Origin of the sequence: Aquimarina aquimarini, assembly GCF_900299535.1 — a bacterium.
GTDB lineage: Bacteria > Bacteroidota > Bacteroidia > Flavobacteriales > Flavobacteriaceae > Aquimarina > Aquimarina aquimarini.
On sequence record NZ_OMKE01000011.1, the window covers coordinates 78107 to 95272 of the forward strand.

Consider the following 17166-nt stretch of genomic DNA (forward strand, 5'->3'; position numbering starts at 1 on the left):
TTTATTACTTCAGATATCTGACTTCTGTTTTTTTTCAACACTTTTACATTTTAAATTTTTCAGTTTCTTCATTTACCTTGCTTCTTTCTGTATTTTTATATCGATAAGGATATATGAATTTTGCCCATCTTCTACAAATTGTTTCACCTTTATCGCTCCTTTTTTTCCTTCCTGTGTTTGAAACAGAACAATCCTTGGATGTATCGTTTTATCAAAATCCTGTACTCCTCCAGAAGTTTCTGTAATATTCATTGAAGCTAATAGTGCATCGGTATTCATTGTATCAAATTGATTTGCTGATAGCGAGGCTGTACACCCACATAACTCTTGCGAATTGATAAAAATTGTCTTTTTAGGGGTTGTAAATGGTAAAAAAGTAGTTTCACCTTCTAACGCATCAGGGCTAACAAAACGGTTGCGTTCAAAACGGTTATTCAATCCAAAAAACACCAGGTCTATTTGTTCTTCTATAGTCGCAGTTAACTCTTCTGTCGTATACACTTTTCGATCAATAAAATTATACATACTACCTGTAGCATTAGATAAATGTGCCGTATTAATTCCTAAAGCTATGTCTGTATAAGTACGCAAGTTGGTATTTTCTACTACTTCTATTTGAGTACTATACGATTTTATTTCTTTGCCATTTGTAGCAGTTAGAGTAACCGTATGTATCCCCGCTTCTGTAAATGTTATCTCAGGATCTACTGCTGTAGATGTTGAAGGTGTTGCTCCTTGAAAATCCCACGCATATGAAGTAGCACTCACTGAGGTATTGGTAAATTGCATGCGTACTGGCGCTTGAAAATCATCATCATCAAAAGCTACTTCACTAGTAAACCCTGAAACCAAATATGGGGCAACGGTAATTATGTGTTCTAGGTCATACGTTTCTCGACCATTACTTATTTCAAGCTTAATTGTATGTTCTCCTGGTTCAAAAAACTCAACTTCGGCTGGGTTTTGCTCAGAAGAAGTTGCTGGAATCCCCCCCTCAAAACTCCATAAAAAACTATTTGCACCAGTACTATTATTATCTATGTGATATCGAGCTGGTGTGAAATTATCTACCGTTGGGGTTACCTTAAAATCAATTACTACAGGCATATCAATTTGAATGTCTATCGTTTTTTTGTCTGTAGAACCATCTATATTTCTTGCAGTAAGTATAATTGCATATTGCCCAGGTGTTTCGTATTGAATTATTCCTGGGTTACGTTTTACTGAACTAGAAGGCACACCCCCCTCAAACTCCCATTGATACTCATCTGCGCCTTCTGTTTTATTGATAACAACTACTTGTACCGGAACAGAAAAATCTTCATTAAAAACATCTATATTAAAATCAGTAATCACAGGTATGGCCTCTTCTTTTGCACAACCTAAAATAAGACTTCCTATAATTAATATGTATATTATTTTATTCATTATGTTCCGTTTAAAAAATTAAAGCTCTAAAGTCATAAAGAAACTTAGAAGCAAAAATTCTTAGAATCTGAGTTTGATATTTATTTTGGACTTCCAACTTTTCTCGTTTTACATTTATAAATTTTAATTTTTTTTACATTTCTTACTCTACTACCAATTTTCGGATTTCAGAACCTTTTGGTGTTTCTAACAACATCAAATAAACTCCAGAAGGCAACGATATCGAATATTCTAACAAAAACTCCTGTTTGTTTTTTTCAGATCGTTCATGCACGGTAGTTCCTGATAAGAGATTAATAATTTTTACTACAATATTAGCATCTTCTGCTAGGCTTACTTTTGTTTTAAAAGTCCCATCATTGGGATTAGGGTACACGATAAATTCTTCTATAAAATCCCCTGTATTGACTTGCAAAGCTACTGCTTCTTCTACGATAACTGTTTTTATAAAATCTTCATAACAATCTCCTTGATAAGAACGTAAGTGGATATCATATGAGGTGGCTTCAGGAAAAACCGCAATAAGCTCATCTTTACTTTCTGATACAATAGTTACCCCTTCTGGAACTGTCCACACTACACGATCCCCTATAGGTTCACTTATATTAACTAATATAACTTCTTCATCTGTATAGGCTTGTGTAGTTAATAAAAAACGAGCATCAATCGGTGTATCAAAAACATCTACAACAATAGTATCTATTCCTATACAACCAATTCCTGTTGTCAATGTGGCTGTATATATTCCTGGTTGAACAATTTCTACAGTAGAATTTGTGCTACTAAATCCATTATCTGCAGACCAATAATAACTTGCATTGGGATCATCCACTTTTATATCTAGTAAGAGAGATTGTTCAAGACATAAGGAACGATCTTCTCCCAGATCTACCTCTATGGGATCGGGATCAATTAAGGTTTCTTCATAAAAAGCAACACATCCTTGATTATCTGTTATTTGTAAAAGATATGTTCCTGCTATTATCTGGTCAATAGATGATGTGGCAGCAGTACTTCCTTCTATCCATTGATAGCTATATGGGGGTGTTCCTCCTGTAATATCTAAGGTTATCTTACCATCATTATACCCTATACAGGTTGGGTGTTTTATCATTATCGGTTTGATTTCTATTCCGTTTGGCTGCTCTATCATTAATCGCCCTTCTAATTGGCACCCTCTAGCATCTGTAATAAATACTACATATCTACCACCGATAAGGTTGGTAATAGCATCTGTTGTTTCGCCATTGCTCCAACTATAGGTATATGGTGGAATCCCCCCTGATACATGTACCATAGCATTTGCATCATTACCCCCTAAACAACTAGGAGAAGTATGTGTAAAACTCAATACAAGTTTATCAGGTTGTGGTAAGAATCTAGGTTCATCTAAAGCGGTTACTAATTCATATTTTCTAGACCCATCAGGAAGAGTTATTGGTGCATAAGTTCCTAATACAATATTATTTTTATCTGTAATATTCAAAGCATAATTGGCTGTACTGAGAAAAGTAATTATAGTTCCTTTTTGTGGTACATCTACCCAACTGCCATTAGGTAATTGCTGTTTCCAATTGAAAAAATAAGGCAATAAATTCCCCTGATCATCTATAGGGTACGGGTTATTGAAATCTGGTGTCATGATATCAAAAGGTACCCCTCCTTCTGCATACGCAATTAATGCTCCATCCTGAAATTGATCTGGAACAGTATCGACATTGGTATCTACTTGATCACTATATTCATTATTATTATTACAGGAAATAGGATGATATTCTTCTATTCGAACCTTTAATTTAGGCGGTTCTACAAGATTTACCACTTCACTAATTGCCATACATCCTTCTTTATCTGTGGCACTAGTATAGTTAGCATCCCTTACTGAAACTCGATAGGAACCCTGCCCAACACTATGCAATGTTACCAGATATCCTTGCCCTGCATTATAAATTGCAGAGGTAGTGTTTACAAGATTGTTATTTTGATCTCTCCATTCATATGTGTATCGGTTACCACTAATTAATGTACCGCCAGTCATGGTTGCTAATATTCTGCCATCCTCAAAACCAAATGCTGTGGGATGATTAAGGATTTTGGTGGTTACTTCTAAAGTTGCGTCAGGTTGGGTAATCTCAGTTTTTCGAATTAAGGGATTCCCTAGTTTTATAGTTCCATCAGTATCGGTAAACGGAATTTTAGCCAGACACTGATTAGCATCCCTGACTTTAACTTCATATTTTCCAGGAGGGAGATTTTTTATAGTGTGTGTAGTGTCATTACTAAAAGGCTTCCAATCGTCTGCCTTTGTTTCTCCTTCTAACTTATAGGTATATTGATACCCTTTATTTGTCCCTCCAGAGGCTTGTAGTACAATTTCACCATCTTGCCCTCCTCTACACCAAATAGGAATGGTATTTATAATATCAAAAGAAACGAAATCAGGTCTTCCTATATTTACATTTGCTGTATGACCAGAAGCATCAGTATAATACCCTTCTCCAAACAAACGTATTCGAGTATTATTTGCAGTTGGGGGATTACTTGGGGGGATATCTTCAATAAGAATTCCATTATTAGCATCAAGTTCTTTGATATTATTTACAGTCATGACAACCTCATAGGTTGGCACTTGATTAGAATCTACACCAGATGGTCTAGAAAAATCTTCTATAAAAATATTAATTCCTTTTAAATTTGGATCTAATGGCCCATCGAAGGTTATATACACACTACCATCTGTAGAATCATAACAACTTACATCTGTAGGGTTTTTATTGATAATACGAGGAACCGATTTTAAGTATTCTAATGGTATCGGATCAGAAGGAACCCCTATACCGCACTTTGGGTTAACCCTAATATTTATTATTTTACCAAATTCATTATCTGTTAAAAATTCATCTCCTCGAATACGTAATCGTGCGATATTATTGGTAACTCTTCCATTTACAGTAGATGGAAAAGGAAGAAAAGGCCCATCAACTTTACCTTCTCTAATTGAATATTCCCAATTATAATAACTAGGATCTATATTATCTGGCAAGGTAATGGTTAAAAACTCATCGTTGGCCAGATAAGCACTGTTATTGGGTTGATTAATACTGACTACTGGGAATACTCTTGCTCTATAAAAGAAATCATCTGCATGTTGAAAAGATAAATTTCCAGATGTGCTATAACATGTTCGTTTGCTTAACTGAACTCTTCTATCATTATGATATTGAGAACTTCTACATCCTCCAATTTTTTTACTTCTTTTTGAAGCTGCATCAATTTGAATATAGTCAAAAGCATTAGGACTGTTGAATTCTTCTGTAAAAGTCTTCGTCTTCTCTGGGAATTGAAATCTGGAACCACTGTACATTTCAATGTCTGTATTACCTTTTAAAATCATATAATATATTCCACCATCACCATCGCAATTAGAAAAGCCTCTCTTTTGAGTTAACGATAATTCGAGTTTATAATTAGCCGTACCTCCCACACTAACTTGTGCTTGCACATGTAACGTAAGAAAAAGTAGTACTATACCAAGTATGTTTTTATATAATTGAATTTCTTTCATATTAAACCGTTTAGTAATAATTTACTTCTACTGTTTTTATTTTTGTCTGTCCCCCATCATTAATAATTACCTTGAGAGAGTATATATAGGTTGTACCAGGGTTTACCATAGTATCTGTAATACTGTGAATAGTATTAGGAACCTGTCTTAATAAGACTGGGGTTCCATCCTTTTTACTTTTATAAATCAATGTTTCTTGTACTATATCTGGCATTTTTTTCCATGAGATAACAATTTCTTTTTTTGTTAGGTCAGGAATAGCGAATAGTCCTTTAATAACATCCTTACTTATACTATTTTGGCTTGTTACCGATAATGGTGTTGATGCTAATGACTGTAAATCTCCATGATCTTTGGCAAAGATGGCGTATCGATATTTTGTATTTGGTTGTATATCGGTATCCACATAAGAGGTTACTGTATCTGTGGTAAAGAGTAGTTTCCAGCCTTTTTCAAGTTCTGCTACTTTTTGCCGATATAAAATATGTTTTGCTACATCATCACTACTACTATTAATCCATTGTAAATAAATACTATCTTTTTGCACTGCATAGGTTTCAAAAATAGGAGCGGAAGGGGGAATAATATCAGGTTTTTCTACTGTTAGCTTTTCAGAATATTCTGACATATTAAATCGCTTATCAACTGCAACAACTTGATAGTATACGTTCTTATTCAAAGATTTTATCTGCACTGTATCGTGAAAAACAGGAGCTGTAATTGGGGATACAGTAAGTTGCACCACTTCCTCATTAGCTCTATGCCCTCTATAAATACGATATCCTAATAGATCAGATTCTGTATTATTTTGCCAAGATAACTTAACGATGCCTAGCGTATCAATTTTTGCCTGCAATCCTGCAGGTGGCATTGGTGGGATCGTATCTATCGATTGTACAAATTTGGGAAAAGAAGTTGATTTTTGTTTGTGTTTTCCAATAGCAGAAATCGTAAAATAATTTGATGGACCTATTGTATCATAGGTAGTTGTTCTTTTATTTACTGCAATATTAGTTTGTACTTCTTTATAAGGCCCCTTCTCTTTTTCTGCCCAATGTAGAGAAAAGCTAGAAAGATCTTTCTCTGCAGAAGCCTCAAATTCCCACTGTAATTCTACTCCTCCTGATTTATTGAGTTTGTAATCTATAATATAAGGCACGTGCTCTAGCTTTTTGATCCCCATAGCTTCTACAGATTGAGAAGGAGGGCTCTCTTCTCCAAATGGAGATACCCCAATTACACGGTATTGGTATTTTTTATTATTTTGAGAAAGAGTATCTACGTAATACATTTGTTTTACTGGAGCATTTGGCTTATCATTTAGGTTTACCATTGGGGTATTGCTAAGCTTCTTAAAATCAACTCCATTATTTGATCGTTCTATGAAATAAGATGTAAATTTTTCTTTAAACATTTCATACTCCCATGTAAGGATAATATTTTTATCACCTGATACGGCATGCAGATCTATGGGAGTTGGTAATTTCTCTATTGTATGCGTATTAACCACAGCAGACCCGTAGAGTATTGTGTCTATTTCTTTAGGGACTGCACTTTGAACACGATATACATATTCTGCATCTTTTTCAAAATCAATATCTTCATAACCCAAAGCTGCCATCTGGGCAGCTTCAAAATTCATATCGGCAGCAAATAATGAAAAAGAAAATCGTTGTTCTACTTCCTTCACTTTATTAATAAGCTGTGTAACTCCATCTTGCCCTCCTTCTACTTCAAAGGCTTCACCATATAAAGCTTGTGCAAGAATACCTGCATAGTCATTACTCAAAGCAATATCTTCCCATTCTGATATTGGTTTTGGAGTAATAGGAGATAATGTTAATACCTTCTTTTGTGGTTGCGAAAGTAATTCTCCGTTTTTCTTTACCATAAATCGCTCTATAGTGTATCCATAACGATTTCCTTTGCGCCATGCAGATGGTGTAGTAACCGCCCATCGTAACAGTATTTTACCTTCTTGATATCTTGCAATTGCCTTAATCTCTGAATGTTGCTCCTCTTGTTGTGCAATACCTACATTACCTACAAACCAAAGACTCAATAGTACTAGAAATTTCTTCATCATTTTATAGGGTTTTTAAAATTATAGACTGCTGATGATCCTGAAATATTACCTGGAAGAGTATATTTCATCTCAATTTGGTAATTCCCATAGCGCATATAAGGAAGCGTATGATACAAAATGTTCAATAAAGGATCTTCTTTTGATAATACACCGTTTATGTATTCATTATTAATCCTTCTGTATAAATCTCTATAATCTATATTATATATTTCCATAAGATTATAGCGATAAGGAAAAGAGACAGCCCTCCAGTTTAGATTTACTTCATTTTTCAAATCATTGATATAACTGGTTGAAATCGGCACTGCTTTTTTAGGATAAAAACCATATTCGCTCACATCTCGAGATATGGTATACCTGCTTGAAGGGCCATATCGTTGATAAATCAAAGGGTTTATATCTGAACCAAAATATGTGTCTTTTAATGTTGCTTCTGCATTAACCAGTGGAGTATTCTCTGAAAAACTATTTCCGACAAGTTCTACCAGATCAAACCCTTCATGGTTTTCTATTCTAGAAGTTAAATAGATGACTTTAGAATCAATTTTACCCCATAAATCATGGGATTTCTTAATGGATTTTATTTTGGCTGCAAAAGTTTTATACTTACTGGTTTTAAATTCATATGCAAGTCTTTCTATTTCTCCATCAGTAAGCACATTTTCTGCTTTATTTTTTCTTACCGTCACAGTAGTATTATCCCCATAATCTGTAGTCTGTGTTTCTGTTTGATTTCGAGATCTAGTACCTGCTTTTTTCGGACTACTATTAATCGCCATAGTATAGGTAGTTTCTCTTGCAACTTTAGGGATTTTGTAAAAAACCTTATTATTGGATGTATCATAATTAAAATCCGTTTGTCGCGTTTTTCCAGAAGGGTCTATATAGTTTACAACGCTTTTCCACTCTACGGTATCAAAAAGATAATCCTGTCCTCGTTGTAGTTGTATATATCCTGTACCATATTCTCCTGGATAATATAATTGCTGTTCTACTACTGGATATGAATATTGAATATTATGTAATGGAATATATGCTGGTGCTGTACCTGTTGTAAAGCTACGTTCCTCTACTTCTATAGCTTTTTTACCATCTGATAGTATCGTTTGAAATACTCCATTTATTTGCTCCTGAAAACTCACTTGTACTGTAACTTTTAAAGGAGTATTAGGAGGCAGAATATCATCAGATATAAATGTTGCTCTATCTTTTAAATAATTCCATTCTAATTTTCCTTCAATTTTTTTCCCAGCAGTATCTGTAATATCAAATTGTTCAAGTATAATTTTATAGGTTCTATCCCCTTCATCTTCAGGAATAACTACAGGTTCGTTAACACGCATGGCAAAAGAAGCTTGTGGAGCAGTAAATACATCAATATCTTTCTCACCATCCTTAGGAGAGAGATCTGCTATGATCCTAATACCTCCTAATGGTGTAGCATCTTCAAATTCGCACTCTTCTCCCAAGGAGACTTTAAATCGATAACTACCTTTTACCAAACCACCGAGCAAATCAAATTCTCCTGTAGCATACCCTCTCATCCAGAAAGGATTTGGCCCTTTGGCCTGTAACAAAATTGCTGTAGATCCTTTGATAATTGGGATTCTCTTTTTTACAAAAAATAGCTTGAGATTAATTCCCATTTCCCCTTGAAGATAGGCATATGATTGCCCATTGGCATACCACCCATCAATACCTACTACATCTCCTGTATTAGCACATTTTGCTGTACCATAATCTTTGAGCATAATATCAAAACCTGCTCCTGCCATAAATCTACCATACAATAATAAAAAATTGATTTCTCCTGTATCTACTTTAAAATCTGCACCAAAGGCAAAACCTCGACCTTCTCCCAATGCGTTTTCATCACGCATATAGTCTAATGTCTCAGCTTGAACGCCAAGAATACGTGCTACCTCTGGAGGAGGAGGAGGACTACCAGGGATACGGTCTCCCATCATAAAATACCCTCCTGTTTCCATATTAAATGAGCCAATACCCATTTTTAAACCTAAACGATCTGTCGGAGTTCCCATGTGTACATACCATTCATCGGGTGATACATGCACTACTCCCCACCCTGCACGACCTTTTGAAGCTCGACCTTGAATAACACCTCCAGGAACATTGACAAATAAATCTAACTCTGCGTGAAAAGAGGTGTTTACAAAATCATATTCCATCGCCATATATGCTTTAATAGAAGCGCCTACCTCAATAGACTCACTATCCCGATCATAATCGTCTACTGCTTTTTTCATCAAGCTTTTTTCAACTGCCTTTGCAGCGGTTTCAGCAATTTTGTTTCCTACCTCTTTTGCTAATTTATCTGTAAGTTTGCCTAATGGATTAGGAAAATTAAAGGCTTTCATTACTTGTGCTTCTCCAAAGAATCCTATTCGATTGAGTCCCATATGACGATTAAATTCAATTTCAAAACCTGCTCCTAGGCTAATAGCAGTTTCATCACCTATAGAACCATACACCATAGCTTTGACTCCAATACTTGTATCTTTATTAGGAATATATGAAAGCCCTGAAGGAGAAAACTTAGGCCCTACACCTTTTCTACGGGTCATCTTATAAAATGCTCCTCCTGCAAATCCAGAAAGCTGAATTGGTCCCGCCTGTATTTTTAATCCATGAACAGCACCATCTACATACCAATATCTAAAATCTTTTTTACCAAAAATTGCCTTACAGGTAATAGGCCCAAAACTGCTAAAAGTAGCTTTTACTTCTGCAGAAAACCCATTCCCATACTCTGGATGATTCTCCATTAATAGCAAGGAACCTTCTATCTCCATTCCTCCAAGATCAGTATTCAGATTAATCTCTTGTAGCTCTATACGATCATATTTCCATTTTTGGCGATAGCCTTCTTCTGCAAATTCCCCATAAATACCTAGTCGCGTGCCTCCTCCAAATGCCTTACACAAGGATACATCCAAAGTAAACTCTAAGCCTGCTTCATAATCTGTAGACTTAAAAGCTATATCAGAAATAGATACTGGAAAATTAGCAAGTTTTACTTTGTCTTCATATCCAAAATAATCTACACTAATAATTGGAGATTCAGTTTGTAAAACCAAATTCTCAAAACGAATCCCTCTGAACTCTACTGTTTTCTTTGAGGATTGTTCTACTTCATTGGTCTTTCCGTAAATTGAAGTACCATCTCCTGCATAATTTACATTATGAGTATTTGCTGTATCTGCATTTACATCTTCCTTCCCTTCATCTTCTAACGATTTTTTCTGACTTGCAGAAATTGCCATACGCCCATTCAAAACAGCTTTGGGTCTAAAGGAACCATCACGAACTGCTAATTCTACCGAGGAATTAGGTAATAATTCTGCTTTGGCTTTAAAAACATCAAATTCTATTGTATTTAAAGAAGATACTACCAAGGAGTATTCATCTTCTGATATAATTCCTTTATAGGATAAACCTAATTCTTTGGCTGAAGTTTTTTTGTTTCCTTCTTGACTCTTAACTCCTTTAGAGACTGGTAACACAATCTGCCCTCCAAATTGAGCGCCGATCAGACGATTTGATGCCAATGTTATACCAATATCATCTACCGAAAAAGCCCAAGCTTTCTTTTCTGAAGTTCTCCCTGTGCTTATTGGTATAACACCTTCTGCCATAAATTCTCCTGATACTCCATAACTGTCAATCAGAAGATTTGCGGCTTTAAAACTAACTCTACTTTCTTTTGCTATTGTTTCTTTAGTTTGAAATTCTTTTGGAAGCCCTATTTCTAAAGATTTTACATATACTCCTCTCCAAGCATTTGAATTAGGCAATAAAAGCCCATTATCATAATAATGTTGTGGAAAATCGACATTTTCTGTTCTAAGGTCACTAAAATCAAAAACTGCCTGATTAACAGAGAACATAAACATTTTTGGCTGATTGGCTAATACAAAGGGAGAGATCCCTATTTCAACAATCATATCGTTCCACCCAGATGCAACAGCCTTAAATGATCCAGTTACTCGATTCGGAATTTGAATCGTTTTATTATCAGCTCCCCTATACTTTCTAGTTGCTTCTACAGGATTTCCCGAAGGGTCTACAGGGATAATAAGTTTTCTGGAAAATTGAACTTCACCCTCGATTCCCATTTCTTTTATACCATCACAGGTAAGAGTAACAAATGTTTTATTTTGAGTATTTCCTGTTTTCATATTAAAGCCACCTTTAAGCATCAACAGCCAATTCCCTCCGTTAAAAGGTATAAACATATCACCCAACAGTACTAAATGTGTTTCTCCAACAAGTCCTCCTTGATGCGATAATTTTACATTACTAGCCCCAAAAAAGAGCTCCAAAGGCTTTCCATTTTTATCAGATTGAGGAATTAATACCTTAACAAATGCTGTTAATTCAGTATAATCTTTATTGAAATGTGCCTTGGTAAAACCTACCTGATACTGTACCTGACTGGTAGAATCAGTGTATTTTATTCCAACGGGAAGAGTTTGTATGTTCTCACTACTAAAAGTGGTAATCCATTTGTCGTATTTATTTATTTCTTCAAAACCTTCTTTAGCTTCTTGTTTTCGATCAGTTACAGCTGCCATAGGTGGATTGTATTCTTTTTCGAGTAACTCATAACTAAATTCGGGGGCAGAAGAAATATTGAGCTTCCTTTGTATTGGAAATTTAGTATCAAGCTCTGGCAACTGAAAGAATTGATCTGTTGAAGATTCTTTTACTACTTCATTAGAATTTGCAAGTGTATCCTTCTTTTTTTCATTGGATATAACATTACCTATCATTACCATAGGAATACAAAAAAACAGCAAGAGTAATGATCTCATTCTCATCACACAAAAAGTTTTTGTTGTAATAAGATAGTTTTGAAATGGATATAAGAATATAGTGCGCAGAAAAGCGAAAAAGGCCAATACATTGGCAAACAATTCTCTAGCACATAGGATTAGGTGACCTTGTGGTTTTGTATTCATTTTATTTTGAGGCATTTTGGGGCTGTAAGGATATAAGCAAAATAGTATTACTACTTTAATTTCATATACTTACGAGGCAAAAGTAAGAGACCTATTACTGTAAAACAATAGCTGTACTAGGGGGAAAATCCCCTTTTTTAATAAAACGTATTTTATAAAAAAACAACTCATCTTGTTTATAAATAGTTTCAGAAACATTTAATCAGCTTTAAATCAGATTATTACTAATAAACATATAGGTTAAAAATACAGCTATAACCTTTTTTTGAAATAAAAAAATATTTCCCTTCTTTTTTACATTTTATCATAATATCAATTTTTTAATGTTCTACACATTACTATTTTACAAAACTAAGCCTTAAGAGTACCGTTTTCCGACACTGAGTTTTTTTTAACAATATTATTTTACTAAACTCATAGTAGTACGACACAAAAACCACATGCAAAACTATGGTTTTTCCATAATCAATATGTGAGGAAATCCGTAATATTGTTTTTATTACGTTATTTATTAAAATTTTAGGAAAGTGTAAAATGCCATTGAATATCAAAACAGAAGTATTTAAATTACTTTATCAATAGAAGTACTAATGCTTCACCAGAATCTTTTAATGCAAAAATAAAAGCGTTTAGAGCTCAATTCAAAAGAGTTAAAAATATAGAATTCTTCTTGTTTAGATTAACTAGAATATTTGCATAAACACAACTTTTGGTCTTGATCCCTAAAAAGCTAATTAATAAATCTATAAACAAACTAAAGTAACACCAGAATACAAATTGAGACTATCAAATTAACTGAGAATATATTGGAAGTTTGTCTTACAAATTCAATATTTCCATACTTACTACCTAATAAGCATAAAAACATTCAAAATTTGTCTGTAAAAATAATTCCCAGAGTCCTCTCGGGATCTCACCCCGAAGGTCTCATATTCTAACCTTTTAGAAAAACGCCTCCTCAACAGTTACAAACCCAATAAAAATAAGGATCTCAGCACCACAGGTATATAAAGTCAAAACCATTTTCGTAATCAGAAATAGAAGGTTTTTATCTAAAAAACGGAAATTCAGTACTCCAAACAGTACTCTAAGTGGAAAAACTGATAATTTTCGAGAAGAAAAAACGTCTCTAAACAAAAATAACCACTTCAAAATGAAGTGGTTATCGTAGTAGCGGGAACAGGACTCGAACCTGTGACCTTCGGGTTATGAGGGAGATAATCACATTTTCAATATGTTGATTTTCAGTTCTTTAAATAATTAAGTGGGATGAAAATAGCCCAAAATACCGCAAAAACCACCCACATAACCCCCCCACCTGAATTAGGAGAAATCCTGTCTATTTCTTTGATATTTTTGGTTTAAAATTTTGAGGTAATTGATAAAGCTTTTAGTTATACTCCATTAATTTTTCGAACCAATTATAAATATGATCCTGAGTCAAATACTTAGGAAACATTTAACATACCAGCATTATAATCATCTTTCTGAGTTAAGGGTGTTTATTCCTCCAAACTTGTTATATTTATAAAAACTCGAGTATTGGGTTATTTTTTATTTTAAAACCATTTATTTATAATGAAGGAGCTGTTTTATATTTCTGGACTATTCTACGAAAATCAAGGTTATAAATCTAGAAAGTACTTAAACATAAAACTTCGAACAACCCAAAAAACGAATCCAGATCTAATGGTAGTTATGATGAATTTTGGAGGATCTTATCCCATAGATCAAAAAGATAATAGTGCTATTGAAACTGAAGCTAACCCTGATAAAACACAAGATCAAATTATGAAGGCTATGCTGAATTGTGAAATGGAATATGCAAGAATCCTGAACCTTTCAGATGGTAGAGATACAAAACAATTCAATTTACTTAAAGCCATACAAGAAATGGATAAGGAGGAAATTGCACATTCTATATTTGACAGTCGTAGAAGTAGGGGTTTTAAAGAGCTTTTTGTTCCCGAAATTTCAGTACTATTTGGTTGGGGTGTGGATAAAAGATTAAGACCATTGGCCTTAAAAGCTATCATGACAATAGGCAATAAAGACCCCTTTGGAATTAGGAAGGAAGATACAGATTATGAAGATTACCATCCATCACCGTATAGCACTCCAATACAAAAAGAATGGATAGAAAAATCACTACACAACTTCTAAGAAACAAATAATGAGTGATACCATAAATTACCCGATAATATTATGATCAAAATAGTTCTGAGATTAGAGTTTGCACATGTTTTCCCCAAGGAAGAAAAAAAAGATATTTCAGAATACCTTAATGGAATTTCAAAAGAAACACTTCTTAAAATTATTGGTTTTTTTAATACTACTCCCATCCCTAACTTTGATAGTTTCTTTACTAACCCCAAAATAGCAAAAGATATTTATGATAGGATAGTTGTCTATTCCCATATAAATGGAATTAAAGAAAAACCTGTTTTAGTCACTAGGCAAGCTAGTCTAAAATTAGTTGAACTAATATTATCTAATCGGGAAACTTTATCAAAAACTGATGAAGAAATTTCTGTTGATGACCTGGAATTAAACCTTTTCAAATCATTTCTTTTAATTAATGAAGAACTTAATCAAAATCAAAAAACAGAAGTTACATCTAAAGGCAATTTCGAAAAATTAGTCGACTACAGCATTATATTCAGATTTCCAATTTCTGATCTTGCAATATTTGAAGAAAATGAAAATCCAGAGTTTATAAAACTTCTTTACACGACTATAATTAAAGTCGAACATCTTTTTGATTTTTTAAACTCCAATGGGTATACAGCCTATCTAAACTTGAAGACCAAGGGAGAGATTACTTTGCTGGCTTGTATGGCGCATGCTCGAAGATATTTTGAAAAAGCACTGGATAATGATGTATTCAGAGCGAGTTATGCATTGGAACAAATCCAACGCTTATATGCTATTGAGCGAAAAGCAAAAGAGCGAGATAGTAGTTATAAAGTAACGAAAAGATATATGCAATCCCTATTTTAAATGTTATGGAAAAATGGTTGAAATCACAAAACCTTCAAGTGCTTCCTAAAAGTTCTATTGGAAAAGCAATTGCATATTCCTTGAAATTATGGACTAAACTTAAAAGTTATACTCTAGATGGACGTTATCAGATTGATAATAATTTGATAGAAAACACGATAAGACCTTTGGCGGTGGGGAGGAAAACTATTTGTTTTCAGGATCTCATAATCTCATAAGGCAGCTCAGAAATCAGCAATTTTCTATTCTTTTTTTGCTACTTGTAAAATTAATAACATAGAGCCTTATTCATGGCTTAAGGATGTATTGGAGAAAATACTAGAATATAAAGCAAATCGATTACATGAGTTATTACCTAATCATTGGGAGACATCATAAAATCCTGCATAAGGAAGTTTTTTTGCAAAGATATAATGTATGGAAGTGATTTATACTTTTTTCAATTAATTGTATAATGCTTCATGAAAAAACATATATTTTCGTTATTAAAATTAATCGAAAAAAACATAAAAACATCAGTAACATTTTTAATAATAGAGACATAAACATTAAATTAAGTATCATAAATATAAACCAGAAAACAAAAACGAGAAATGAAAAAAATACTTTTACCACTTGCATTATTTGGAATTATTCTTGGAGTTCAAGGACAAGATCAAACAATTAATGGAGTGACTTTTAAAACTAATGGAAATGTTGGAATTGGTACAACGCAGCCATTAAGTTTATTTCATATTTCCTCTGACCTTTCTGGTGGGTCTGCCAATAATACTATTCCTAATCATGGAGTCTTAATTGGTGATAATAGTACAGCAGGAATTTTGAACTTAGGTGTTGATGCAACCGGATATTTTTATTCTTGGTTGCAATCCAGAGATAAAACGTCTTCAATATATTACAATTTGGCTCTTAATCCAGAGGGAGGTAATGTTGGAGTTGGAATTAGAAAACCATTAAGTCCATTGCATATTTCTTCTGGAGGAAATGGAGGAGCTGCAAATAACTATATTCCCAATCAGGGAATAATTGTAGGCGGTAATGACACTGCTGGAATTTTAAACCTTGGTATTGATGCTAATAATTTATTCCATTCTTGGATTCAATCCAGAGATAAAAATTCCAATTTATATTACAATTTATCTCTTAACCCAGAGGGTGGTAATGTAGGAATAGGAACAACCAGTCCTGATATGAAGTTGACTGTAAAAGGAAACATCCATGCAGAAGAAGTATTAATCGACTTAAACGTGCCTGCTCCTGATTATGTTTTTAAAAAGGATTATGATTTGAGAAGTATTGAGGAAGTAGAGAAATTTATTATAGAAAATAATCATTTACCTGAAATACCATCTGCAAAGGAATTTGAACAAAATGGAGTGATGCAAGCAGAAATGGACATGAACCTTCTTAAAAAGGTAGAAGAATTAACACTCTATATTATCGTGCAAGAAAAAAAGATTAAAAAATTAGAATCTTTAAATCAAAAGCTTGTTGAGTTACAATCTCGACTTGAAAAACTGGAGTCTAAAAAATTAAAAATATTGTCTTAAGGTAGTATAACTTTAATGTCTTTTGTTTGAAATCTTATAATCAAACTGCAAAAAGATATATTCTATGGTAGACAACATTTTAATTTTACGCAGTGAATTGAAAAAAAAAAATAATAACTTAATATGTTTAACACTCCAGTTTCTAATTATTTAAGAATACATAAAATCTGGATTGATTTTGATTCAAGAGCTAAGATTACCTTCTTCTTAATTCTTGCAATAAGTCAATTTTCTTTCTCACAAGAAAATCAATGCCAGATCAAATTGATTGGTAATTGGGAAGTTTTCAATTGTATTGTTCCTTATCAAAGACCACCAATAGATTCTTCTAGATACTATAATCGTTGGTTTATAAGTAAGAAAACTATTAGGATAGGCGATGATAGACAACATACTTATGTAATGAATGCGGAATGTACGGAACTACATTTAATGTATCAATTTGGTAATGGAATGAAGTTTTCAGTTCGCAAATTAACTAAAGATTCTCTAATAATCGAGTATAAGGATTCTCCTCATGAATCCCTAGTATATTGGTTAAAAAAACATAATTAA

10 protein-coding genes are annotated in these 17166 nt (G+C 33.5%); 6 read left to right on the forward strand and 4 right to left on the reverse strand.

All coding sequences use genetic code 11. The annotated features are described in order from the left end of the window. Positions 1 to 72: 72 nt before the first annotated feature. The 4 genes from DG508_RS06715 to DG508_RS06730 all read right to left on the reverse strand — a co-directional run bounded on the left by DG508_RS06715 (position 73) and on the right by DG508_RS06730 (position 12061). Positions 73 to 1428 (reverse strand): PKD domain-containing protein, encoded by a 1356-nt coding sequence (locus tag DG508_RS06715; protein ID WP_108867404.1) that lies wholly within the window; start codon positions 1426 to 1428, stop codon positions 73 to 75. A 142-nt stretch (positions 1429 to 1570) separates the two neighbouring features. Further along, entirely contained in the window at positions 1571 to 4993 is a 3423-nt protein-coding gene (locus DG508_RS06720) for a T9SS type A sorting domain-containing protein (protein ID WP_108867405.1), read from the reverse strand. A gap of 10 nt (positions 4994 to 5003) precedes the next feature. Next, on the reverse strand, positions 5004 to 7079 hold the full coding sequence (locus DG508_RS06725) for a fibronectin type III domain-containing protein (protein ID WP_108867406.1): 2076 nt from the start codon (positions 7077 to 7079) through the stop codon (positions 5004 to 5006). After that, complete coding sequence (locus DG508_RS06730; RefSeq protein ID WP_234418193.1) at positions 7076 to 12061, reverse strand: hypothetical protein; 4986 nt, start codon at positions 12059 to 12061, stop codon at positions 7076 to 7078. The genes DG508_RS06725 and DG508_RS06730 overlap by 4 nt, the downstream gene beginning before the upstream one ends. A 1578-nt stretch (positions 12062 to 13639) precedes the next feature. Here DG508_RS06730 and DG508_RS06740 point away from each other — a divergent pair. The 6 genes from DG508_RS06740 to DG508_RS06765 all read left to right on the forward strand — a co-directional run bounded on the left by DG508_RS06740 (position 13640) and on the right by DG508_RS06765 (position 17166). Further along, on the forward strand, positions 13640 to 14224 hold the full coding sequence (locus DG508_RS06740) for a hypothetical protein (RefSeq protein WP_108867407.1): 585 nt from the start codon (positions 13640 to 13642) through the stop codon (positions 14222 to 14224). A gap of 42 nt (positions 14225 to 14266) precedes the next feature. After that, positions 14267 to 15061: an IS66 family transposase gene (locus tag DG508_RS06745; protein WP_108867408.1), complete on the forward strand. Its 795-nt coding sequence runs from the start codon at positions 14267 to 14269 to the stop codon at positions 15059 to 15061. Between the two features lie 5 nt (positions 15062 to 15066). Beyond that, positions 15067 to 15279: an IS66 family transposase gene (locus DG508_RS21365; protein ID WP_108867409.1), complete on the forward strand. Its 213-nt coding sequence runs from the start codon at positions 15067 to 15069 to the stop codon at positions 15277 to 15279. A gap of 19 nt (positions 15280 to 15298) precedes the next feature. Then, positions 15299 to 15439 (forward strand): transposase domain-containing protein, encoded by a 141-nt coding sequence (locus DG508_RS21450; RefSeq protein ID WP_108867448.1) that lies wholly within the window; start codon positions 15299 to 15301, stop codon positions 15437 to 15439. Between the two features lie 215 nt (positions 15440 to 15654). Continuing rightward, a complete protein-coding gene (locus DG508_RS06760; RefSeq protein WP_108867410.1) occupies positions 15655 to 16611 on the forward strand; it encodes an autotransporter outer membrane beta-barrel domain-containing protein in 957 nt (318 codons plus the stop codon). Positions 16612 to 16734: 123 nt separating this feature from the next. Next, positions 16735 to 17166 (forward strand): hypothetical protein, encoded by a 432-nt coding sequence (locus DG508_RS06765; protein WP_108867411.1) that lies wholly within the window; start codon positions 16735 to 16737, stop codon positions 17164 to 17166.